The organism is Sphingomonas sp. GCM10030256, from assembly GCF_042666415.1.
Taxonomy (GTDB): Bacteria; Pseudomonadota; Alphaproteobacteria; order Sphingomonadales; family Sphingomonadaceae; genus Sphingomicrobium.
The window spans coordinates 1,246,834-1,268,814 of sequence record NZ_JBHTDI010000001.1 but is presented as its reverse complement, the minus strand read 5'-3'; the positions used below and the strand labels follow the sequence as shown (position 1 = coordinate 1,268,814).

The following is a 21,981-nucleotide window of genomic DNA, read 5'->3' as shown; positions in this document are numbered from 1 at the left end:
GAGGAGCGCAGCGACGCGGCAATCCAGTGACTTTGCCCTCAGCAAAGAAGTACTGGATTGCTTCTCTTCGCTCGCAATGACGGGATAAGCCATCAGGCCCCCTCCCCCGCATGGGCGGCATTCCATTGCCCGCGATAGTCGTAGTTGCGCTCGGCCATCTTCTTGAGCGTGGTCGGGCCGCCTTCCGGGGCACTGGTCTGCCGCTCGATCTGCGGACCCGGCTGCGGAGTCTCACCGCGAGCCAGCGCATCGATGATCGAGCCCATGCTCTCGGCGGTCAGGTCCTCGAAATTGTCGTCGTTGATCTGCACCATCGGCGCGTTGGCGCAGGCGCCGAGGCACTCGACCTCGGTCAGCGTGAACAGCCCGTCCGGGGTCGTGTAGCCCTTCTTGAGCCCCCGGCTGGCGCAGGCGTTGAGCACGTCGTCCGACCCGCGCAGCATGCACGGCGTCGTCCCGCACACTTGGACGTGATACTTCCCGACCGGCGTCAGGTTGAACATGGTGTAGAAGCTGGCGACCTCCATCGCCCGGATCGGCGCGATCTGGCAAACGGCGGCAACGAATTCGATGACCGGGATCGGCAGCCAGCCCTGGGTGCCCGTCTCCTCCCCGACCTGCCGCTGGGCGAGATCGAGGAGCGGAATCACCGCCGACTGCTCGCGCCCCTCAGGATAGCGCGCGAGGAATTCCGCCGCCCGCTTGGCGTTGGCCGGGGTCCAGGCAAACGAACCCCATCGCTCGCGCAGTTCAGGCACATCAGGGGCGAAATGACGCTCAGCCATTAGCGGTCACACTCCCCGAACACGATGTCCATCGCGCCGAGCACCGCGGTGGCGTCGGCGAGCATGTGGCCTTTCATCATGAAATCCATCGCCTGCAGGTGGCTGAACGCGGTCGGGCGGATCTTGCAGCGGTAGGGCTTGTTGGTGCCGTCGCTGACCAGATACACGCCGAACTCGCCCTTGGGGCTCTCGGTCGCGACGTACACTTCGCCCGCCGGCACATGGTAGCCTTCGGTGTACAGCTTGAAGTGGTGGATGAGCGCCTCCATCGAGGTCTTCATCTCCGTCCGCGAGGGCGGGAACACCTTGCGGTCGAGCGTGCCGACCGGGCCTTCGGGCATTTCCTTGAGGCACTGGCGCGCGATCCGCCAGCTCTGGCGAACCTCCTCCACCCGGACCATGAAGCGGTCGTAGCAGTCGCTCTGGGTGCCGACCGGAATGTCGAAATTCATCCGGTCGTAGACTTCGTACGGCTGCGAGCGGCGGATATCCCACGGGATGCCGGCGGCGCGGATCATCGGGCCCGAGAAGCCCCAGGCGATCGCGTCTTCCTTGGACACCTTGCCGATATCGACGTTGCGCTGCTTGAAGATGCGGTTGTCCGCGACCAGGCTGATCGCGTCCTCGAACAGCTTCATCCGGTTGTCGAGGAAGTCCGCAATATGCGCGAGCACCTTGGGTGGAATGTCCTGGTGAACTCCGCCGACGCGGAAGTAATTCGCGTGCATCCGCGCACCCGAGACCATCTCGTAGATCTGCATCAGATCTTCGCGGATCTCGAACAGCCACAGGTTCGGCGTCATTGCGCCGACGTCCATGACGTGGCTGCCGAGGTTCAGCATGTGGTTCTTGATGCGGGTCAGCTCCGCCATCATCGTGCGGATGTACTGGGCGCGGATAGGGATCTCGAGGCCCATCAGCTTCTCGGCCGCAAGCACGAAACTATGCTCCATGCACATGGGCGAGCAGTAATCGAGGCGGTCGAAGTAAGGGATCGCCTGGGCGTAGGTCTTGTATTCGATAAGCTTTTCGGTGCCGCGGTGGAGCAGGCCGACGTGCGGATCGACACGCTCGACGATCTCGCCGTCCAGCTCCATGATCAGGCGCAGCACGCCGTGCGCCGCCGGGTGCTGCGGGCCGAAGTTGATCGTGTAGTTGCGGATCGCCTCATCACCGGCGCTGACATCGCCCGCTTCGGGCAGGACGCTCACTTCGACGCGGCGGGTCTGCTTCTCTTCGTCGGCAACGATGGTTCCGGTCTGCGTGTCGCTCATCACTGCGCCTCCGGGCCGCCCTGCGAGGCAGGGTTGTTGCTGCCGGGCTTCGGCTCCTCGATGTCCGTCTTCACACCGCCGACCTGGGCCGCCTTGTCTTGGTTCGGCTTGCGCGCCTCTGCCTCGGCTTCGGCGGCACCCGCTTGCTTGCGATCTTCATTGTCGATCGCATACGGCTTGTCCGGGTCGCGCTTCTCGCTGGCGGCAACCGGCTTCACTTGAGGCGCCGTGCCGGTCGCAGGCGCCGGCGATGCCGCACCGGCCGCCTGCGGCTCAGCCTTTTCGTCGCCGGGCAGCCGGTACTCCGGTCCCTGCCACGGCATCAGGAAGTCGAACGAGCGGAAATCCTGGGCCAGGCTGACCGGCTCGTAGATCACCCGCTTCTCGGCTTCCGAATAACGCATCTCGACATGGCCCGTCAGCGGAAAGTCCTTGCGCTGCGGGTGCCCCTCGAACCCATAGTCGGTGAGGATGCGCCGCAGGTCCTGATTGCCGGCGAACGTCACGCCGTACATGTCGAACACTTCCCGCTCCAGCCAGCCAGCCACCGGCCACAGGGTCGTCACCGTCGGCACCGGGGTTGCCTCGTCAGTCGACACCTTGACTCGGATTCGCCGATTCTGCGTCAGGGAGAGCAGGTGATACGCGACCTCGAAGCGGTCCGGCCGGTTCGGATAATCGACTCCCGCGATCTCCATCAGCTGCTGGTACTCAAGCCCCGGCGTATCGCGCAGTAGCCGGCAGGCGTCTTCGACGCCTTCGCGGCGCACAGTGAGCGTCACCTCGCCGACATGGTCCTTCACCTCGGCGATCAGATCGCCGAGCGCCGCCTTCGCGGCCTCGATCACGCCGTCGTTGGATGCGGTGCGGGGTGCGGAGCTGGCCATTTCTTACAGCCCCCCCAACCCGCTCGGGACGAGCGGAGAAGCTGAGCTCAACATTCCGCGCATCACCGCTCGATCGTCCCTTCGCGGCGAATCTTCCGCTGCAACTGGAGGATGCCGTAGAGCAAGGCTTCGGCCGTCGGCGGGCAGCCCGGGACGTAGATGTCCACCGGCACGATCCGGTCGCAGCCGCGAACCACCGAATAGCTGTAATGGTAATAGCCGCCGCCATTGGCGCAGCTGCCCATCGAGATGACGTAGCGCGGCTCGGCCATCTGGTCGTAAACCCGGCGTAGTGCGGGGGCCATCTTGTTGCACAGGGTGCCGGCGACGATCATCACGTCCGATTGGCGCGGGCTTGCGCGCGGCGCGACGCCGAACCGCTCGAGGTCGTAGCGGGGCATGTTGACGTGGATCATCTCCACCGCACAGCAGGCCAGCCCGAAGGTCATCCACCACAGCGACCCGGTCCGGGCCCAGTTGAACAGGTCCTCGGTCGAGGTGACCAGAAAGCCCTTCTCGTTCAGGTCCTTCTGCATCTGCTCGAGATGCTGGTGCTGGACCGAGCCAAGAACCAGGCCGGCGGCGCGAGCGATCTCCTCCTCGGTAGGATTGGGGTTCGCGCGCGGATCGAGCATCACTCCCATTCGAGGGCTCCCTTCTTCCACGCATAGGCGAGCCCAAGGCCAAGCTCCGCCAGGAACACCATCATCGCGCCCCAGCCGAGCCACCCGGTCTGATCGAGCGTCACCGCCCACGGAAACAGGAACGCCGCTTCGAGGTCGAACACGATGAACAGGATCGCGACCAGGTAGAAGCGGACGTCGAACTGGCTGCGGCTGTCCTCGAAGGCCGGAAAGCCGCACTCATATTCGGTCAGCTTCTCGGCATACGGCCGGTCGGCGCCCGTAAAGCGCGCCGCGATCATCGGCAGCACGACAAAGGCCCCCGACAGTGCCAGCGCAACCGCCAGGAACAGCAGGATCGGCAGGTAGTTGGCGGCGACTGCTGCCACGGGAGACTCTCCGGCAAAAGACTTGGCGGCGCTCTAGAGCAGGGCGCCGCCGGAAACAACACTGGCGAGCGCCTGGCGCGCCCGTTTTGTTCCTAGCGCAAAGCTCCCGCAAGCAGCTTGTGGAGCTTGCTGTGCAGCTCGCCGTTGGCGGCCAGATATTCGCGCCGTTCCATCATCCGGTCCTGCCCGCGATAGTCGGACACGAACCCGCCCGCTTCCTTGACCAGCAGCAGCCCCGCCGCGCTGTCCCACGGGTCGAGATCGTCCTCCCAGAATCCATCCATCCGCCCTGCCGCGACCCAGGCCAGGTCGAGCGCGGCCGAGCCGAACCGGCGGATGCCGGCCACTTCGGAGGCAAGCGCGTTATAGATCCGGCTCCACCGCGCGCTGTCCGAGCGGCCGAGGTGCGGGATGCCCGTGCCGATCACCGCTTCATCGAGGTAGCGCCGGGCCGACACTCGCAGACGGCGGTCGTGCAGCCAGGCGCCGCGACCTTTCTCCGCCCAATAACTTTCGTCGGTCAGCGGCTGGTATATCAGCCCGGCCGAAACCTCCCCGCGCCCGTCCGGACGCTTGTCCTCGACCGCGATCGAGATGGCGAAATGCGGAATGCCGTGGAGGAAGTTGGTCGTTCCATCGAGCGGATCGACGATCCACCGCGGCTTGGACGGATCGCCCTCGATCTCCCCCGCTTCCTCGACCAGCAGGCCCCAGTCGGGCCGGGCGTTACGCAGCTCCTCGACGATCGTCTGCTCGGCGCGCTTGTCGGCGATCGAGACGAAGTCGCCCGGGCCCTTCCGGCTGACCTGCAGCTGCTCGACCTCGCCGAAGTCGCGGCGAAGCCGGGGCGCGGCCTTGCGCGCCGCGCGCTGCATGACGGTGATCAGGCCTGAATGACTTACCAATCTCATTCTCCGTTCGTGTCGAGCGAAGTCGAGACACGTTCCTTGCGCCCCTCGACTTCGCTCGGGACGAACGGGGCTTAACGCAAATCAGTCCGCCCGGCGGACGTACGTCTGCTCGTAAACGTCCACCACGATTCGGGTTCCGCTGGAGATATGCGGCGGGACCATGACCCGGACGCCATTGTCCAAGATCGCGGGCTTGTAGCTGGACGAGGCGGTCTGCCCCTTCACCACCGCGTCGGCCTCGACAATCGTCGCCTCGATGGTGTCAGGCAGCTGGACCGAGATCGGACGCTCCTCGTGGAGCTCCATCATCACGTCCATGCCGTCCTGCAGGAACGCCGCCGGCTCGCCGATCAGGTCCTTGGGCAGGGTCACCTGCTCGTAGGTGTCCTTGTCCATGAAGACGAGGTCGTCGCCTTCGGCATAGAGGTACTGGAAGTCCTTAGTGTCGAGCCGGATACGCTCGACGGTCTCGGCCGAGCGGAAGCGGACGTTGTTCTTGCGACCGTCGATGAGGTTCTTCAGCTCGACCTGCATATAGGCGCCCCCTTTGCCGGGCTGGGTGTGCTGGATCTTCACCGCGCGCCAGATGCCGCCTTCATATTCGATGATGTTGCCGGGACGAATGTCCACGCCGCTGATCTTCATGACTGGTCCGTTCAAAGAAACCGTATGGGCTGAGCTTGTCAGGGCGTACGGAGTTGGAAAACGCACGCGCCCCTAGCGCGAAGCCCGGTTTCCGGCAAGCAGCGGGTAGGGATTGACCGGCTCGCCCTGATACCACTTCTCCCGCGGATCCATCCGGTTGATGGCGAAATGCAGGTGCGGTCCAGAGGGATTGGCGTTGCCGGAGATACCCACGGTCCCCAGCGCCGTGCCGCGCTCGACCCGCTGGCCCTCGCGCAGCCCCGGCGCATAGGCGTCCAGGTGGGCATAATAATACATCCAGCGCCGGTCGGGCGAGCGGACGTACACCGTGATCCCGCCGCCGCCCTGGCTGTAGAACAACTTTTCGACGATCCCCGGTGCGGCGGCCACGACTGGCCGGCCCCGCTCCGCCATGATGTCGATCGCGTTGTGGACCCGCGCCCCGCCACCGCGTGACTGGGTATAGGTGTCGGAAAGCTGGCGCGGGTGCACGCGGTCCACCGGGACCGCGAGACCACGGGGCCCGACCTGGAGGTCGCGCACGGAGATCTCCCCTGCCCTTGGTGCCTGCCGGGCCGGATCGAAGCCGACCTTCTCCGCTGCATCCACAAGTGCCCCGACGGGGGCGGAGGGAGGGGCCGCAGTGCGAAAGGCGTTGGTCCAGACCAGCCAGGCGCCAAGCGCGACAATCCCGAAGACGATCAGGTTGCCGACGATGGAAAAGCGCCTGGCCATGGTCCTACGCCTGGAAGATGGCCGTAAAGCCCGGCTTCAGGATGCGCGAAAGTCGAACCACATCCCAGTTCGCGAGGCGGATGCACCCGCTGGACTCGGCCCGGCCGATGGTTTGCGGCTCGTTGGTGCCATGGATGCCATACTTCTCCTTAGTCAGGTCGAGCCAGGCGACCCCGACCGGGCCGTTGGGCCCAGGTGGCAAGCGATGCTCCTCATCGCTCTTTGCATTGATCAGGATGTCCGGCTGATAGTGGAATGGCGGCATGAAGGCGTAGGTCGTCGCCTTCCATCGGCCGAGCGGCAGCGGATACTGCTTGGACCCCATAGTCACGGGGAATTGCGCGACGAGCTTGCCGGCGGTCGGCGGAACGGTGTTGCCCTCGGGAACGTCGCCCTCGTAGACCTTCATCACGCCTTCGCTCTTGTCGACCACCACGAAGTCCCCGCGCGGCTGCTGTGCATCGACGTTGAACAGGTTGAGTAGTTCGCCCTGCTTTGCATCAGCCGTTTCGCCGTGCTCGCGCGAGCGCGGCAGGACGTTTGGCAGGCGAAGCACCTGGTTCAGGCCGATCAACTTGTCCGGACCGTTCAGCGCGACGATGGTCTCGGGCGTGGTATGGAACCGCTCGGCAACCTTCTCCAGCATGTTGCGGTAGGACAGCTGCTTCGCCTTTTCCTGATCTTCCGGCTTGTCCGGGAAGGGGTAGAGAAACGGGCCGGACACGTCCTGCTCGGTCAGCCGCAGATTGCGGGTCGACACGCGGTTCTGCTGCAGCAGCGCGGCGCGGGTGGGCGCGTCCAGTTCGCCGCTCTCCGGCAGGCCGCGGCTCTGCTGGAAGCCCTGCACCGCCTTCTTGAAGACCATGCCCTTCTTGCCGTCGATGACGCCGGTCGGGAAACCGGCCACGTCGAGCAGAACCTGCGCGTGGAACACGGTACCATCGATCGGCGACCCGGGAGTGCCCGGCGGAACCCATGCCGCCTTGTTCGGCTCGGCCGAGACGGTGTTGGAGGAGGTAGCGGCATTGTTCTTCGGCGCCTGGGCGACAGCGATCGCTGCAGTGGCGAGCAGGACCGCCCCAAGACTGGCGGGCACGAAACGGGATTGCAGCACGAAACTCTCCATGAAACCAACGGTTGGGTCCGAAACGATGCAGGCCGCACTTCTTTCCCTGGGAGCGACGAATGACCGTGGCGCGCCTCGGCTGAGCCGATCCGTTCGGCCGTTCGCGACGACAGGAACTCAAGGCGCAACCCACGGCTGCCGCGCCGGTTAAGCGGAGCATGCTCCAGGCCATCCTCTTCGACATCGACGGCACCCTCGTCGACAGCAACGACCTCCACGTGCTCGCGTGGGAGGAAACGTTCCACGGCGCCGGGCACCATTTCGACCGGGCAACCCTCCATCGTCAGATCGGCAAAGGCGCGGACAATTACGTCCCCTCGCTTCTGCCAGGCATCGCGGCGGCAGAGGCGGAGCGGCTCGGGGACGAGCATGGCCGGATCTTCAAACGGCTCTACCTGCCGCAGGTCCGCCCGTTCCCCGGAGCCCACGACATTCTGCAACGATGCAAGGAGGTAGACTTCAAGGTGGCGCTCGCTTCCTCAGCGTCGGGCGAGGAGTTGCAGCATTACCTCGATCTGCTGGACTGCCGCGACCTGATTGACGCCCACACCAGCGCGGACGACGTCGGCTGCTCCAAGCCCTGCCCTGACGTATTCGCGACGGCGCTGCGCAAGCTTGGTGTCGATGGCGCGGACGCGGTCGTCATCGGCGACACACCCTACGATATCGAAGCGGCCTCCGAAGCTGGCGTCCGTACCATTGCCGTTCGCTCAGGCAGGTTCAGCGATACGGACCTGACCGGAGCGATCGCCATTTACGACCATGTGGCCAATCTGCTGGCGCGCTTTGACGCCTCGCCGCTCAGCCGCGTCCGAGAACAGGCGTAAAAGCAGCCACGGCCGCGGCAGGGTCCTCGGCTCCCCAGACCGCCTGGCAGACCGCAACGAAGTCGGCACCGGCCTCGACCAGCGGCTTGGCGTTGGCCGGCGTGATCCCGCCGATCGCAACGCAAGGAATGGTGAACAAGGTCGACCACCAGCCGAGGATCGAAGGGTCTGGCCGGTACTCGCTGCGCTTGGTCGTCGTCGGGTAGAACGCCCCGAAGGCGACATAGTCGGCGCCCGCCTCGCCGGCTTCCATCGCCAGATGGCGGCTATCGTGACAGGTGACCCCGACCTGCGCTGCCGCTCCCAGGATCGTTCGCGCCTCGCGCGGGTCACCATCGGACTGGCCCAGGTGCACCCCGTCCGCGCCAAGCCGCTTGGCGAGACCAATGCTGTCGTTGACGATGAACGCCACCTCGCGCTCGGCGCAGATGGCCTGGAGCGGCTCCGCCAGCCGGGCGAGCTGATGCTCGTCCACGCCCTTCACACGCAGCTGGAACGCCGCCACCGGACCGCCGTCCAGCGCGGCTCGCAGCCGCTCAGGAAAGCTGCCGTCCACCTCCTGCGGTGAGATGAGGTAAAGCTGGCAATCGCGATTGCCCTCGGCTTCGAACCGTTCGGCGAAGCCATGGACGTCCAGCGGCGTGTCGAGTTCGTCGGTCATTCCGCGCCCTTACGCAAACGCAGCCCGACAAAATAGTCCGGCTTGCGCCCGTGGTCGTCAGCACGGGCTTCCAGCAACAGGCCTGCCTGGCGAGCGGCACGAGTGACATCCTTCTCGCTCCACATCTGGAATCCGTGCCGGGAACCCTTCCACTTGCGCAGGGCTTGCGGTGGCTCGAACACCAGCACCAGCCGCCCGCCGTAGTGAAGCACCCGGCCGATCTCGGCGAGCGCGGGGTCCAGGTCGGTCCAGAAGTGGAGCACCGAAACACTCACCACCGCATCGAAGCTCGCGTCGGCGAACGGCAGGGCAACCGCACTCGCTCGGGCAAGCTCCGCCCCCTCGATGCGGGATGGAACGGAGGATGAGACATCGACGCCGGCCAGGCGCCCGAGCTTCTCTTCTGCCAGCCGGCGAAGCAGCCCGCCACCGCCGTAGCCGATCTCGAGCACCGCCTCTCCCGGCTGCGGTGCCAACAGATCGAAGGCAAGCACGTTGAGGTTGCGCCCGATGCGGTTCAGCCAGGGCGCGATGATCCATCGGCCCAGCCAGCCGCTCGGCTGAGCGAACTGGCGGGCGAGGATGGCCTCCAGGCTCAGGCGGAGACTTTCTCGGTAGACGCCTTGTGGATTTCGTCGATCGCGCCGCCCAGCGAACGATCGAATTCCGCATCGTCCATCTGGTGGCGGAGGTCGGATAGCAAGGCGCGAGAGAAGCTGGCGATCATGCCCGGGTTCTTGGCCAGCTCGGCGCACGCCTCGCTCCGGCTGAAGCCACCGGACAGCGCCACCACGCGCAGCACCCGCGGATGGTCCACCAACGGCTGGAACAGCCCCGCTTGGGCCGGAATCGACAGCTTCAGCATGACCCGGCCGTCGCCTCCCAGCACATCGAGCGCCTTCGTCAGCTCCTGCAGCAGAATACGGTCGGCGTCCGCGCGCTCCGAGCTCTTGATGTTGACCTCCGGCTCGATCATCGGGACCAGCCCGTGCGAGAGCACCTGTTGCGCCACTTCGAACTGCTGCCGGACGATCGCCGCAATGCCCTCGCGATTGGCGAGGTTGATCACCGAACGCTCCTTGGTCCCGAACACGCCGAGACCCCTGGCGCGCGTCAGCAGTGCGTCGAGTTCGGGCATCGGCTTCATCAGCTGGACGCCGTTCACCTCATCCTCCAGGCCCTTGTCGATCTTGATGAACGGGACCACGCCGCGCTCAATCAGCGCCTGCGGAGTCGGCTTGCCCTCGACCTCGCCGTCCATGGTCCGCTCGAACAGGATGGCGCCGATCACCTTCTCGCCCGAAAAACAGGGCGAGGTGATGATCCGCGAGCGCATCTGGTGGATGAGACCGAACATCTCCTCATCGTTGCTCCACGCGCCTTCGTCCACGCCGTAGCCCTTGAGCGCCTTGGGGGTCGAACCGCCGCTCTGGTCCAGCGCGGCAATGAAACCCTCCCCGCGCGCGATCTTTTCCATCATCTCCGACTGCTGCATGTTTGTTCCCTGCTACTGCATCAGGGCCGCGACGCCCGGGAGCGTCCGCCCTTCCATCCATTCCAGAAATGCTCCGCCCGCGGTCGAGACGAAGCTGAAGTCCGCCGCCACTCCGGCGTGGTTGAGCGCCGCCACCGTGTCGCCGCCGCCGGCCACTGACACCAGGCTGCCGTCCTGGGTAAGCGCCGCGGCGATCCTGGCCAGCGCCACCGTCGCCGCATCAAACGGCGGAGTCTCGAACGCGCCGAGGGGCCCGTTCCAGACCAGCGTTCGGCAGGTCTTGAGCGCATCGCCGAGCGCCTCCACCGCTGCCGGACCGATGTCGAGAATCATCTCGTCGCCCGCGACCTCATGGACGTTGACCGTGCGCAGGCTTGGCGGGTTGGCGGCGAACTCCTTCGCCACCACTACGTCATAGGGCAGGTGCACGGTGCACCCCGCCTGCTCGGCCCGCTCGAGGATCGCCTCGGCCTCGCCGGTCAGGTCGTGCTCGCACAGCGACTTGCCAACGTTCACCCCCCGCGCGGCGAGGAAGGTGTTGGCCATCCCGCCGCCGATGATGAGATGATCGACCTTGTCGACGAGGTGCCCCAGCACGGCTAGCTTGCTCGACACCTTGGCCCCGCCGACCACCGCCGCGACCGGGCGCTCGGGCTTGCCCAAGGCCTTTTCCAAGGCCTTCAGCTCCGCCTCCATCGCCCGCCCGACGAAGCTTGGCAGCAGGTGGGCGACACCCTCGGTCGACGAATGCGCCCGGTGCGCGGCGGAAAAGGCGTCGTTGACATAATAGTCGCCAAGCGCCGCGATGCCCCGGCTCAGTTCCGGATCGTTCTTCTCCTCACCGGCGTGGAAGCGTGTATTCTCCAGCACCCCGATCGATCCTGCGGTCATGGTCGTGACCGCCCGCTCGGCATCGGGTCCGGTGCAATCCTCGATGAACCGGACCGACCGCCCGGTGAGGTCGGTCAGCGGCTTGACCAGCAGGGCGGTCGACATGTCGGGCCGCCGCTGTCCCTTCGGTCGGCCGAAGTGGCTCAACAGCAGAACGATCGCGCGCCGGTCGGCCAGCTCCAGCACGGTCGGCAGCGCCGCCCTGAGCCGCGTTGCGTCCGACACGGCGCCGTCCTGCATCGGCACGTTCAGGTCCACCCGGACCAGCACGCGCTTGCCGGCCAGGTCGGCGGGGAGATCGTCGAGGGTTTTAAACGAAGGCAAATCAGCAAACTCCCGACCCGCTTGTGCTGAGTAGGAGCCGAAGGCTCCGTATCGAAGCACCTCGGCCCTTCGATACGCCGCTTTCGCGGCTACTCAGGGTGAGCGGGATTGATTTGATCAACCCAGCTTCGCCATCGCGCAGGCGGTGTCGACCATGCGGTTGGAGAAGCCCCATTCGTTGTCATACCAGCTGACTACGCGGACCAGCTTGCCCTCCAGCACCGCAGTCTCGAGGCTGTCGACCGTCGAGCTGGCCGGATTATGGTTGAGGTCGATCGAGACCAAAGGCTCGTCGGTGTAGGCCAGGATGCCCTTGAGCGGCCCGCTCTCGCTCGCGGCCTTCAGCACGCCGTTCACCTCGTCCAGGGTGGTGTCGCGCTTGGGCGTGAAGGTCAGGTCGACCAGGCTCACGTTCGGGGTCGGGACTCGCACCGCCGAGCCGTCGAGCTTGCCCTTGAGTTCCGGCAGCACCTCGCCAACCGCCCGGGCCGCACCGGTAGTGGTCGGGATGATCGACATGCCCGCCGCACGCGCGCGGCGCATGTCGGAGTGGATCTGATCCAGGATCTTCTGGTCGTTCGTATAAGCGTGGATGGTCGTCATCAGCCCGCGCTCGATGCCGATCGCATCGTTCAGCACCTTGGCGACCGGCGCCAGGCAGTTGGTGGTGCAGCTGGCATTGGAGACGATGCGATGCTCGGCGGTCAGCTTGTCATGGTTGACGCCGTACACGACCGTCAGGTCCGCGCCCTTGGCCGGAGCCGAGATCAGCACCCGCTTGGCGCCAGCCTGAATGTGCTTCTCGCCGCCCGCCTTGTCGGTGAAGAATCCCGTGCATTCCAGCGCCAGTTCAACGCCGAGTTCCTTGTGCGGCAGGTTGGCCGGGTCGCGTTCCGCGGTGACGCGGATGCGCTTGCCGTTGATGACGATCTCCTCGCCTTCCGCGCTGACCTCGCCGGGGAACGGGCCGTGCACGCTATCCCGCTTGAACAGCAGCGCGTTGGACTTGGCGTCCGCCAGATCGTTGATCGCCACCAGCTCCAGCCCGCAGTCCGGCCGCTCCAGGATCGCCCGCGCGACAAGGCGGCCGATGCGCCCGAAACCGTTGATTGCAACTTTGGTCATTTACTCTTCTCTCCCTCAACCCGTCCGGGCTGAGCCTGTCGAAGCCCTGGCCTTCTTCAATCGCCCTGCGAGAGAAGAACAGCCCTTCGACAAGCCCAGGGCAAACGGCATCAATTTCTCACATGTTCCAAGATTTGCGGCACTATCGCCTCCGCGGTGAGGCCGAAATGCCGGTAGAGGTCGGGTGCCGGCGCAGAGGCGCCCCAACCATCGAGGCCGAAGCGGAGCCCCTTCGTCATGACCAGCCGCTCCCATCCAAAGGTGGTGCCCGCCTCGATCGAGACGCGCAGGATCTGTTCCGGTTCGGCCGGTGGCAGCACGCTCGTCCGATAGGCCTCGTCCTGCGCCTCGAACCGCTCCCAGCAAGGGAGCGACACAACGTCGGCGCCCACACCCTGCTCAGCAAGCTTGTCGGAGACATCGAGCGCGATCTCCACCTCCGAGCCGGTGGCGATGATGATGACCCGCCGCTCGCCGTCCGCCTTGCGCAGCGTGTAGCCGCCACGGGCAGACAGGTTCTCGCCTGCCGCTTCGGTACGGACCGGACGCAGGTTCTGCCGCGACAGGGCCAGCACGGACGGTCGGTCAGCCTGCAGCGCGGCCGCCCAGCATTCCGCCGTTTCGACCGCATCGGCCGGACGGTAGACGTCGAGGTTCGGCATCAGCCGCAGGCTCTGGATATGCTCGACCGGCTGGTGGGTGGGCCCATCCTCGCCCAGGCCGATCGAGTCATGGGTCATGACGTAGATGACCCGCGCGCCCTGCAGCGCGGACAGGCGGATCGCCGGCCGACAATAGTCGGAAAAGACCAGGAAGGTGCCGCCATACGGGACGACACCGCCATGCAGCGCCATGCCGTTCATCGCCGCGGACATGCCGAACTCGCGGATGCCGTAGTATAGGTAGCGGCCCGCGTAATCCTCGGCGGTGAGCGGTGTCTGCCCCTTGGTCTTGGTGTTGTTGGAGCCGGTAAGGTCGGCCGAGCCGCCGATCGTCAGCGGGGTCGCAGCGTTGATCGCTTCCAGCGCCATTTCCGACGCCTTGCGGGTGGCGACTTTCGGCGGATTGGCGAGCAGGCCGTCGAGGTAAGGCTTCAGCCAACCGGCCGAGACCTTGCCGGTCATTTGAGCCTCGAAAGGCTCGCGGCCCCCGCTCGCTTCCAGTCGCTTCTGCCAGGCCGAACGCTCGGCCTTTCCGCGCTCCCCGATGGCGCGCCAGCCCTGCAGCACATCGTCAGGGATGGTGAACTCGGCCGGCTCGAGCCCGAGCTCGGCACGCGCCGCCTCGACTTCGTCCTTGCCCAGCGCGGCGCCATGTGTCGCCGACGTACCCTGCTTGTTGGGCGCACCGAAGCCGATGATCGTCCGGCAACGGATCAGGCTTGGCCGCGGGTCGGCCTTTGCTTCGGCGATCGCCCGCGACACGTCGGCGGCGTCCAGCCCATCGCATTCGACCGTGTGCCAGCCGCAGGCCTGGTGACGGGCAATCACATCCTCGTTGCGCGACAGGTCGGTCGAACCATCGATGGTGATATTGTTGTCATCCCAAAGGACGATCAACCGGCCGAGCTTCAGGTGACCGGCAAGTCCGACCGCCTCATGGTTGATGCCCTCCATCAGGCAACCGTCGCCGGCGATCACATAAGTGTGGTGATCGACCAGATCGTCGCCATGGACCGCGTTCAGGTGCCGCTCGGCGATTGCCATGCCGACCGCGGTGGCGAGCCCTTGCCCTAGTGGACCGGTGGTAGTCTCGACGCCGGAAAGCTCGAAGTTCTCCGGATGGCCCGCGCAGGGGCTGCCGAGCTTCCGGAAGCCGCGGATGTCATCCATCGTCGGCCGCTCGTAACCGGTCAGGTGGAGCAACGCGTAGATCAGCATCGAGCCATGACCGGCCGACAGGACGAAGCGGTCGCGGTCGGGCCATTTTGGGTCGGACGGATCGAACTTCAGGTGGTCGGCGAACAGCGCGACTGCGGCATCCGCCATGCCCATTGGCATGCCCGGGTGCCCGCTATTGGCGGTCTCCACCGCATCCATGGCCAGCGCGCGAATGGCGTTGGCAAGGCGGCGTTGGGTCGGCTGCATCGGTGCTCCATCGAAGGGGTCGGCGGCGCACCGGATTCGGTCGTGCCGATGGGTTGGCTCCTTTGGGCGGTGAGCGGTTGGGCGTCAACCTCCGCGCGCCTTGCGGGCACCCTCGGGAAGGCCTAGCTCAACCGCCATGGACAATGAGGCATTGGAAACGGCGCTGACCCGGGCGGAGCGTGCCCTGGCGAGGATCGAGCGGGTCGCGGAAAGTGCTGCGCGCCGTGGCGGTCGCGACGATGCGCTCCGCGCCAAGGTGCGCGACGCGATCGCCGAGCTCGACCTGCTGATCCAGAAGGCGGAGGCCTGAGCCATGGCGGAAGTCGACCTGCAGATCGCCGGGCGCAATTATCGGGTTGCCTGCCGCGACGGGGAGGAGGACAGTCTCCGCCAGGCAGCGCAACTGGTGGACGGCAAGAGCCGCGAGGCGCTGGCCGGCCTTGGTGCGCTGAGCGAGGCGCGGCAGCTCCTGTTCGCCTCGCTGCTCCTTGCCGACCAGTTGATCGAGAAAAAGGACACTCTGCCCACCGCAGAGCCCGCAGCAGCGCCGGCTCCGCCACCCCCCGCCCCTTCGCTCGACCCGCAGGTGGTGCGCCGGGTCGACGCGTTGGCCGAGCGCCTCGAGCGGTTGGCCGGCAGCCTTGAGAGTGTAGCCCAGAGCGCCTAGATACGGTGCTGACGGGCACTGCCAGGCACGAGCTCTGAACATCCCTGAGGCTATTCCCGATCCAAGGGGGCCGTCCCTGCCTGGGCTACAAGGGTTACCTTGGGGTCCGGAACATATGGTTCCCACCTGATGCTTATGGCGTCAGTGGATAAGTAGAGTAACGACCTCATGGCGGTCCCGTCACCCCTTCCCGACAGCAAGGCCGACCTGCGCGACGCGATGCGCGCCGCCCGGCGGCAATACGCGGCCAGCCTCCTGTCCGACACCCGCGAGGCCTTGGAGACGGCGCTGGCGGAGCAGCTGGGGCCCTTCCTCTTCGCCGCAACCGGCGTCGCCGCCTACTTCCCGATGAAGGACGAGATCAGCGCGTTGCCTGCGCTGGAGAAGGCCCGGGCAATGGGCAAGACAACCGCCGTCCCCGCCTTCACCGACCGCGACAGCCGGATGACCTTTCGCGCAGGCGATCCGGTCGATCCGGGTCCATGGGGCATCCGCCAGCCGCCGACCGACGCTCCGACGCTGTCGCCCGACTTAATCCTCGTTCCCCTGCTGGCGATCGATCGCGCCGGCAACCGGATCGGCATGGGCAAGGGTCATTACGACCGGGCGCTGCCGGGCCTGCGCGCGGCCGGAGCGCGGCTCGTGGGCGTGGGCTGGCAGTTCCAGCTGCTGGACGGGCCAATCGAGCCCGATCCGTGGGACGTGCGGCTGGATGCCTTCGCCTCGCCCGACGGAGTGGAGGAATTTCCATGCTGAACCCACGGTGGAGGACCCTCGCTGGCATCGCCATGATCCTCGGCGTGATCATTGTCTGGGCGGTGCTCGTGACCAGCCTCGCGGACCTCGTCGGGGATTGGCCGGTCCTCGTTCAGGCTGTTTTCTATATCGCGGCGGGGACTCTGTGGGTGCTTCCGCTGAAGCCGCTGTTGCGCTGGAGCGAGACTGGCCGCTGGCGGAGCGACGGCCCGCAGGGTTGATTTTCCGGGGTGATTTGCTAATTTAACACACACTTCATGACCATTGCTATGACCCTTTCGCGGCCCGTCGAGGTCCGTGCGGCGCTGCAGTGGCTGCGCTCGCACCCACAGGAATCGCTGCTCGGCGGCCTGACCGCCATTGCTGCACTTGCCGCACTCGGCGCGGTTGCCAATCCAGCCGGCTCGACGCCTCGCCCGCTCAGCGCGGAGGAGCGTGCGCTTGCCGCCGTTCCGCCGCCGACGCCGTTGCCCACGGCGGTGCGCAACATCGCGCCGTCCGCTGCCGTGCAGATCAACGCCGCCGTGCCGATCGCGCGCGGTCCGAACCCGCCGGCCATGCCGTTCCGCATGACCACGACCGGCGCGGCCTTCAAGCAGGCCGCGGAGTGCCTTGCAGAGGGCGTTTACTACGAGGCCGCGACCGAGCCGCTGGAAGGCCAGCAGGCGGTCGCGCAGGTCATCCTCAACCGGGTGCGCCATCCGGCTTACCCGTCGAGCGTCTGCGGAGTCGTCTACCAGGGGTCCGAGCGCGAGACCGGCTGCCAGTTCACCTTCACCTGCGACGGCTCGCTCGCGCGCCGGGCCATCAATCCCTATTGGTCGCGCGCCTACAAGGTGGCGGCCGCGGCGCTGCGCGGGTTCGTCTACGCCCCGGTCGGCAACGCCACCCATTACCACACCAATTGGGTAGTGCCCTACTGGGCCTCCACGCTGACCAAGAATGCGGTCGTCGGGACCCACATCTTCTACCGCTGGCGCGGCACCTGGGGCCAACCGACGGCGTTCGGACAGCGGTACGCCGGCCGCGAGCCGGACGGGGCGAAGCTTCGCCAGGCCAGCCTGGCCGCGGAGGCGAGCTACCGTGCCAAGGCTGGCGCAGCCCCGACGGCTGTCGCCGGGCAGATGCTGCCGCCGGAACTTGCCGCGCTGGTCGAACTCGAGCTCAAGTCCGGTAACACGGATGGTCGTGTCGCGCTCACCATCCCGAACCCGCGCCAGGATGGTTCGAAGCCGATCGAGCCGGAGATCCCGCGCGCGACGCCGTCGGCCAACCTCGATTGGACGCTGACCGGCAATCTCGCTTTCGCGACGGACCAGAAGCCGCTCGGCAAGCCCGCCGCACCGGAAACGGCAGCAGCGCCCGTCGCGCCGGCAACCCCGTCCGGGCAACCCTGAGCGGTTCCGCAGGCCTGATCAGCGCTTTCAGTCGGCTTCACTGACTCCGCCGGCGAGCCGTTGTGCTTCCCGCCTCACCACTTGCACCCTGGCGTCGGCAAGGATCGGATTGCCCGCGAGCGCCTGCGCGGCCGTGGCATGCCGCTCCGCCATCTGCTCTGGCGTCAACTGCGGTTCCAGACTCCCACCAGGAAGCAGGGTGGCGACCGCCGTGTCGAAGGCGACGCAATGGTCTAGCAAGGCCGCCCCGGGATACTGCTCGAGGTCCTCCGCACATTCGCGGCTGTAGCGGGCGGAGGCTGCCGAGCCGCCATCCCTTGCCAGCCGGACCGCCTCGGCTACCCCGCTGGTCACTGACCCGGAATCGGGCAGCGGCCGGAACTCCGCCATGCCAGGCTGAGCCGGCGACGCTCTCACGCGCGCACCTGTGCGGTGCGGCGGCTGCAGTGTCGTTGAAGGTTGAACCGGCAGCGACGGCAAGGGCAACAGCAGCAGGCAGGCTCCGGCGGCCAGCAGCCCGCCGGCGCTCATCAGGCGCCTGCCCCGGCGTGGACGAACCAACGGCGGCGCAGCGACATTGGTTTGCCGGCCTGGCATTGCGGCGCCCGACCCCTCCCGCTTCAGCACGCCATAGGCCCAGTTGAGCTCGGCCGCGCGGCCCGGATCGCCGCCCGGCAGGTCGGGATGATGCTGCTTGATCAAGCGCCGATAGGCTTCGTCCACCTCGGCCCGGCTGCAGCCGGGGCGAAGGCCCAGCACGGCAAGAGGCGACGGACCGACGAGCATCGGACCGTGTTACGCCGGTGAGAGCGCGAGGCAAAGATGAAGGGAATGGCGCGAGTGACGGGGCTCGAACCCGCGACCTCCGGCGTGACAGGCCGGCGCTCTAACCAACTGAGCTACACCCGCGCTTTGGCGTGGGCGGGCAACTAGGGGTTGGGGTTCGCCAAGTCAACGGCCAACTCACCGCGCCGAGTCCTCTTTCTCGTCCTCTTCGCCGGCGTGGGTCAGCGTGCCGTGCTCGAACAGGAATCCGGCGATGTCGGGCGTTCCCGCGGCGGCAAAGACGGTCTTGATGATGATCAGCAACGGGATCGCGAGCAGCGCCCCGGTAGTGCCCCAGACCCAGGCCCAGAAGCTCAGCGAAAGGAGGATCAGCAGCGGGTTGATCTTGACCCTCTTGCCGACGACCAGCGGGGTGATCGCATTGGCCTCCACCATGTGCAGCCCGACGAAGATCGCCGGCGGCAGGAGGGCGGACCACGGATCGTCGAACGTCATCAGCCCGCCCAGCCCAAGCAGGAAAGCCGACGCGATCGGACCCAGGTAGGGGATGTAATTCAGCACCGCGACGATGCCGCCCCACATCAAGGGCGAATCCATCCCCAGCCACCACAGGATGGTCGCGGTCAGCGCCCCCAGGGTCACGTTGATGAGGGTGATGGTGCCGAGATATGTCGACGTCGCGGCGACGACCTGCTGGATGACCCTCGCCGTGGTCAGCGCGCCTTCGAAGCTGCCGCGACTGGTGATGGTCTGCTTGCGCATCCCGGTCCAGCCGGCAAGGAAGAAGAAGATAACCAGAAGTGCGAAGAACAGCTGGATAAGGGCATGCGGCGCCGACTGGGCGAGCAGCCCGAGCATCGAGTTGGGCGTCTCGATCCGCACGGTCCGGCCGCCGCCCTCGCTCCCTACCGGGATTTGAGAGATGGTGCGGTCGATGAACTTCTCCAGCGACTGGTAGAGGCTGAGGACCGGTTCCAGCGCCTCGCGCACCTTGCCGATCCGCTCCGGCACCAGCGCGACCCAGTCGATCGCCGGAATGACGATCGAAAGCACCGCGAACGCCATCACCGCCAGGAAGATGATCACGCAGAGCCCCGCGGCAAGCCCCGACGGCACTCCGCGCCGCTCGAACCATTCGAGCAGCGGGACCAGGGCGATCGCAATCACCAGCGCTGCCGTGACGGGCAGGAAGAATTCCGCCCCCGCCCGAAGCGCGAAGGGAATTGCCAGGATCAATCCGATCCCGGCGATGAGGGTCAGCGATGCAAGCAGCCGGTCGCGCTTCACGTTGACCGCCTCTCCGGCGACCTCCGGAAGGTCGGGCTCGGGTACTTCTTCGACCTCGACGGTCGGCGCTGGGACGTCCATGCGCGGGGTTGTAGCGGGCGCCGCGTTCCCCTGCCAGCGTCAGCTGACGGGAGCCGTCCTGACCCCAGCCGCCGCAAGATGCGGGCCGAGCCGGCCCCCAAGCGCCAGGAAGAACATCCGGAAGTCCGACACCAGGGACCACAACGGATAGGTGAACGTCGCCGGCCGATTGCGCTCGACAAAGGCATGGCTTCCCCAGGCGAAACCATAGCCGGCGAGCGGCATCGCCAGCAGCCACCACCAGTTGCCGGTCAGCGCCAGTGCCAACGCAAAGGCGATCACCAGCGCGGTGCCGACATAGTGGATCGCGCGGGTCCGCGGCCGGGCATGCTCGCGCAGGTAATGGGGCCAGAATTCGGCGTAGGTCTTACAAGTGCGTTCGGCCATCGTCGCAGTCTGTCATTCCCGGCAAGTCGTTGCAATCCGCGCACCTAGGCCCTTTAGGCTTAGCGGGTGACCGGCGATCTGCGGCTCTGCGATGATGGTGCCCCCGGTCCGACTCGAACGGACACGTCTTGCGACAATCGATTTTGAGTCGATCGCGTCTACCATTCCGCCACGGGGGCCCGCCCTCCTGCTAGCGAAGCCTGCGCGCCGGGGCAATCGGTTGCGTGGGCTTTGCCGGCGGTGGCTTAGCGCCTCGGCGACATGGATCCGCCCGACCTGGCTCGCCCCCTCCAGATCGGCGATGGTCCGCGAGACGCGCAGAACGCGATGGTCCGCGAGACGCGCAGAACGCGATGGTAGCCGCGTGCCGACAGGCGCATCGCCGCCGCGGCATCGGCCAGCAGCTTGCATCCCGGCTCGTCGGGCGTCGCCACCGAATCCAGCAGCTCGCCATCCGCCTCGGCGTTGGTTCGCGGGCCGTGGCCGTTATAGCGTTCGGCCTGGACTGACCGGGCAGCGGCAACCCGCCTGGCCACGTCCGCGCTGCCCTCGGCCGGCGGCGGCAGGGTCAGGTCGGCGGCGCTTACCCCTTGCACCTCGATGTGGAGCTCGATGCGGTCGAACAGCGGGCCGGACACCTTGGCCTGATAGTCGGCGGCACAACGCGGTGCGCGGCTGCACGCCAGCGACGCGTCGCCCAGATGGCCGCAGCGGCACGGGTTCATCGCCGCGATCAGCTGCACCCAGCGGCTGGCGAAGCGAGTCCAGCACCGCGCGCTGAAATTCGGGAAGCTCGTCGAGGAACAGCACGCCCAGATGCGCCAGGCTGATCTCTCCTGGCCGGACCTTCAGCCCGCCTCCGACCAGCGCCGGCATGGAGGCGCTATGGTGCGGCGCCCGGAACGGCCGGCGGCGCATCATCTTGCCGCCGTCGAGCTCCCCGGCAACAGACGCCACCATCGATACTTCCAGCGCTTCGGCTGGCTGCAGCGGCGGCAGGATGCCGGGCAGGCACGACGCGAGCAGGGACTTGCCCGCACCTGGCGGACCGCTCATCAACAGGTTGTGCCCGCCGGCTGCGGCGATCTCCAGCGCGCGCTTGGCCGTTTCCTGACCCTTCACCTGCCTGAGGTCTGGGCCGGCCCGCACCGGCTCGGCCTCGCCCTGCTCGGGCGGCCGAAGCGCGCTTGTGCCCTTGAGGTGGGCTAGCAGCGCCAGCAGGTCGGGCGCCGCGATTACCTCGACATTGCCGGCCCACGCAGCTTCCGACCCTTGCGCGACCGGGCAGATCAGCCCCTTGTCCTGCGCCGAGGCATGGAGCGCCGCCAGCAGCACTCCTGGCGAGGGCGCGATCCGTCCATCGAGCCCGAGCTCACCTACGGCAACATAATGCGACAGCGTTTCCGCATCGCACGCGCCGATCGCCGCCAGCAGGGCAAGCGCAATCGGCAGGTCGAAATGCGAGCCTTCCTTGGGCAGGTCGGCCGGGGACAGGTTGACCGTGATCCGCTTGGGCGGAAGCGCCAGCCCGATCGCGGCCAGCGCGGCACGCACCCGCTCGCGGCTTTCGGCCACCGCCTTGTCGGGCAGTCCGACGATGATGAATGCCGGGACGTTGGTCGACAGCTGGACCTGGACCTCGACGGCGCGCGCCTCGAGCCCGAGATAGGCAACGGTGGAAACGATGGCGACCATCAGGCGGCCGCCTGCAGCACGCTTGCACTACTCTTACGCGGCACTCACCCCCCTAGCTCGGCGGCATTGCTGCTAGCCCGGCACCGGCCCCTCCCGCAAGCCGCTCTTGTTGCCCGTTTCTCCATTCCCCACATCGTTCT

24 protein-coding genes, 2 tRNA genes and 1 pseudogene are annotated in these 21,981 nt (G+C 66.8%); 6 read left to right on the top strand and 21 right to left on the bottom strand.

Going from position 1 to position 21,981, the window contains the following annotated elements:
• Nucleotides 1-92: 92 nt before the first annotated feature.
• The 9 genes from ACFQPG_RS06370 to ACFQPG_RS06330 form a co-directional block, all read right to left on the bottom strand.
• Complete coding sequence (locus ACFQPG_RS06370; RefSeq protein WP_380811124.1) at nucleotides 93-785, bottom strand: complex I 24 kDa subunit family protein; 693 nt, start codon at nucleotides 783-785, stop codon at nucleotides 93-95.
• On the bottom strand, nucleotides 785-2,059 hold the full coding sequence (locus ACFQPG_RS06365) for an NADH-quinone oxidoreductase subunit D (protein ID WP_380811122.1): 1,275 nt from the start codon (nucleotides 2,057-2,059) through the stop codon (nucleotides 785-787). Before ACFQPG_RS06365 ends, ACFQPG_RS06370 begins: the two co-directional genes overlap by 1 nt.
• A complete protein-coding gene (locus ACFQPG_RS06360; protein WP_380811120.1) occupies nucleotides 2,059-2,946 on the bottom strand; it encodes an NADH-quinone oxidoreductase subunit C in 888 nt (295 codons plus the stop codon). Before ACFQPG_RS06360 ends, ACFQPG_RS06365 begins: the two co-directional genes overlap by 1 nt.
• Nucleotides 2,947-3,008: 62 nt before the next feature.
• A complete protein-coding gene (locus ACFQPG_RS06355) occupies nucleotides 3,009-3,482 on the bottom strand; it encodes a NuoB/complex I 20 kDa subunit family protein (protein WP_380811735.1) in 474 nt (157 codons plus the stop codon).
• A gap of 98 nt (nucleotides 3,483-3,580) precedes the next feature.
• On the bottom strand, nucleotides 3,581-3,958 hold the full coding sequence (gene ndhC / locus ACFQPG_RS06350) for an NADH-quinone oxidoreductase subunit A (RefSeq protein WP_380811119.1): 378 nt from the start codon (nucleotides 3,956-3,958) through the stop codon (nucleotides 3,581-3,583).
• A gap of 92 nt (nucleotides 3,959-4,050) precedes the next feature.
• A complete protein-coding gene (locus ACFQPG_RS06345; protein WP_380811118.1) occupies nucleotides 4,051-4,863 on the bottom strand; it encodes an inositol monophosphatase family protein in 813 nt (270 codons plus the stop codon).
• 87 nt (nucleotides 4,864-4,950) lie between these two features.
• A complete protein-coding gene (gene efp / locus ACFQPG_RS06340; protein WP_380811116.1) occupies nucleotides 4,951-5,514 on the bottom strand; it encodes an elongation factor P in 564 nt (187 codons plus the stop codon).
• A gap of 72 nt (nucleotides 5,515-5,586) precedes the next feature.
• Nucleotides 5,587-6,249 (bottom strand): M23 family metallopeptidase, encoded by a 663-nt coding sequence (locus ACFQPG_RS06335; RefSeq protein ID WP_380811115.1) that lies wholly within the window; start codon nucleotides 6,247-6,249, stop codon nucleotides 5,587-5,589.
• 4 nt (nucleotides 6,250-6,253) lie between these two features.
• Nucleotides 6,254-7,363, bottom strand: a complete 1,110-nt coding sequence (locus ACFQPG_RS06330) for a L,D-transpeptidase (protein WP_380811113.1) — start codon at nucleotides 7,361-7,363, stop codon at nucleotides 6,254-6,256.
• A gap of 170 nt (nucleotides 7,364-7,533) precedes the next feature.
• On the opposite strand from ACFQPG_RS06330, the gene ACFQPG_RS06325 reads away from it, so the two are divergent.
• Nucleotides 7,534-8,202 (top strand): HAD family hydrolase, encoded by a 669-nt coding sequence (locus tag ACFQPG_RS06325; protein WP_380811111.1) that lies wholly within the window; start codon nucleotides 7,534-7,536, stop codon nucleotides 8,200-8,202.
• Here the strand turns inward: ACFQPG_RS06325 and thiE are convergent.
• The 6 genes from thiE to tkt form a co-directional block, all read right to left on the bottom strand.
• Nucleotides 8,177-8,863, bottom strand: a complete 687-nt coding sequence (gene thiE, locus ACFQPG_RS06320; protein ID WP_380811109.1) for a thiamine phosphate synthase — start codon at nucleotides 8,861-8,863, stop codon at nucleotides 8,177-8,179. The genes ACFQPG_RS06325 and thiE overlap by 26 nt on opposite strands.
• The gene (locus ACFQPG_RS06315) at nucleotides 8,860-9,357 is read right to left on the bottom strand and encodes a class I SAM-dependent methyltransferase (protein ID WP_380811107.1); all 498 of its coding nucleotides are present in this window, start codon (nucleotides 9,355-9,357) and stop codon (nucleotides 8,860-8,862) included. Before ACFQPG_RS06315 ends, thiE begins: the two co-directional genes overlap by 4 nt.
• A 101-nt stretch (nucleotides 9,358-9,458) precedes the next feature.
• A complete protein-coding gene (locus ACFQPG_RS06310) occupies nucleotides 9,459-10,358 on the bottom strand; it encodes a fructose bisphosphate aldolase (RefSeq protein ID WP_380811105.1) in 900 nt (299 codons plus the stop codon).
• Nucleotides 10,359-10,370: 12 nt separating this feature from the next.
• Nucleotides 10,371-11,573 carry a phosphoglycerate kinase gene (locus ACFQPG_RS06305; protein ID WP_380811103.1) on the bottom strand — a complete coding sequence of 401 codons (1,203 nt, stop codon included), beginning with the start codon at nucleotides 11,571-11,573 and terminating at the stop codon, nucleotides 10,371-10,373.
• A 117-nt stretch (nucleotides 11,574-11,690) separates the two neighbouring features.
• Nucleotides 11,691-12,698, bottom strand: coding sequence for a type I glyceraldehyde-3-phosphate dehydrogenase (gene gap / locus ACFQPG_RS06300; RefSeq protein WP_380811101.1), 1,008 nt, complete (start codon nucleotides 12,696-12,698; stop codon nucleotides 11,691-11,693).
• A 110-nt stretch (nucleotides 12,699-12,808) separates the two neighbouring features.
• A complete protein-coding gene (gene tkt / locus ACFQPG_RS06295; RefSeq protein ID WP_380811099.1) occupies nucleotides 12,809-14,785 on the bottom strand; it encodes a transketolase in 1,977 nt (658 codons plus the stop codon).
• Between the two features lie 136 nt (nucleotides 14,786-14,921).
• Between tkt and ACFQPG_RS06290 the strand changes: the two genes are divergently transcribed.
• From ACFQPG_RS06290 to ACFQPG_RS06270, 5 genes are all read left to right on the top strand, one after another.
• A complete protein-coding gene (locus ACFQPG_RS06290) occupies nucleotides 14,922-15,095 on the top strand; it encodes a hypothetical protein (RefSeq protein ID WP_380811097.1) in 174 nt (57 codons plus the stop codon).
• Between the two features lie 3 nt (nucleotides 15,096-15,098).
• Entirely contained in the window at nucleotides 15,099-15,452 is a 354-nt protein-coding gene (locus ACFQPG_RS06285; protein WP_380811095.1) for a cell division protein ZapA, read from the top strand.
• Nucleotides 15,453-15,620: 168 nt separating this feature from the next.
• Nucleotides 15,621-16,208 carry a 5-formyltetrahydrofolate cyclo-ligase gene (locus ACFQPG_RS06280; protein ID WP_380811093.1) on the top strand — a complete coding sequence of 196 codons (588 nt, stop codon included), beginning with the start codon at nucleotides 15,621-15,623 and terminating at the stop codon, nucleotides 16,206-16,208.
• Nucleotides 16,202-16,429, top strand: coding sequence for a DUF2842 domain-containing protein (locus ACFQPG_RS06275; RefSeq protein WP_380811091.1), 228 nt, complete (start codon nucleotides 16,202-16,204; stop codon nucleotides 16,427-16,429). Before ACFQPG_RS06280 ends, ACFQPG_RS06275 begins: the two co-directional genes overlap by 7 nt.
• A 36-nt stretch (nucleotides 16,430-16,465) precedes the next feature.
• Nucleotides 16,466-17,605 carry a cell wall hydrolase gene (locus ACFQPG_RS06270; protein ID WP_380811089.1) on the top strand — a complete coding sequence of 380 codons (1,140 nt, stop codon included), beginning with the start codon at nucleotides 16,466-16,468 and terminating at the stop codon, nucleotides 17,603-17,605.
• A gap of 27 nt (nucleotides 17,606-17,632) precedes the next feature.
• Here the strand turns inward: ACFQPG_RS06270 and ACFQPG_RS06265 are convergent, their stop codons facing one another.
• The 6 genes and pseudogenes from ACFQPG_RS06265 to ACFQPG_RS06240 all read right to left on the bottom strand — a co-directional run.
• Nucleotides 17,633-18,391, bottom strand: a complete 759-nt coding sequence (locus tag ACFQPG_RS06265) for a J domain-containing protein (RefSeq protein ID WP_380811087.1) — start codon at nucleotides 18,389-18,391, stop codon at nucleotides 17,633-17,635.
• 46 nt (nucleotides 18,392-18,437) lie between these two features.
• Nucleotides 18,438-18,514: transfer RNA gene (locus ACFQPG_RS06260), tRNA-Asp, on the bottom strand.
• 54 nt (nucleotides 18,515-18,568) lie between these two features.
• Nucleotides 18,569-19,759 carry an AI-2E family transporter gene (locus ACFQPG_RS06255; protein WP_380811085.1) on the bottom strand — a complete coding sequence of 397 codons (1,191 nt, stop codon included), beginning with the start codon at nucleotides 19,757-19,759 and terminating at the stop codon, nucleotides 18,569-18,571.
• A gap of 39 nt (nucleotides 19,760-19,798) precedes the next feature.
• Nucleotides 19,799-20,146 carry an Mpo1-like protein gene (locus tag ACFQPG_RS06250; protein WP_380811083.1) on the bottom strand — a complete coding sequence of 116 codons (348 nt, stop codon included), beginning with the start codon at nucleotides 20,144-20,146 and terminating at the stop codon, nucleotides 19,799-19,801.
• 95 nt (nucleotides 20,147-20,241) lie between these two features.
• A tRNA-Leu gene (locus tag ACFQPG_RS06245) sits at nucleotides 20,242-20,325 on the bottom strand.
• Nucleotides 20,326-20,365: 40 nt separating this feature from the next.
• A pseudogene (locus tag ACFQPG_RS06240) lies at nucleotides 20,366-21,841 on the bottom strand (YifB family Mg chelatase-like AAA ATPase); the annotation flags it as partial.
• Nucleotides 21,842-21,981: the final 140 nt, after the last annotated feature.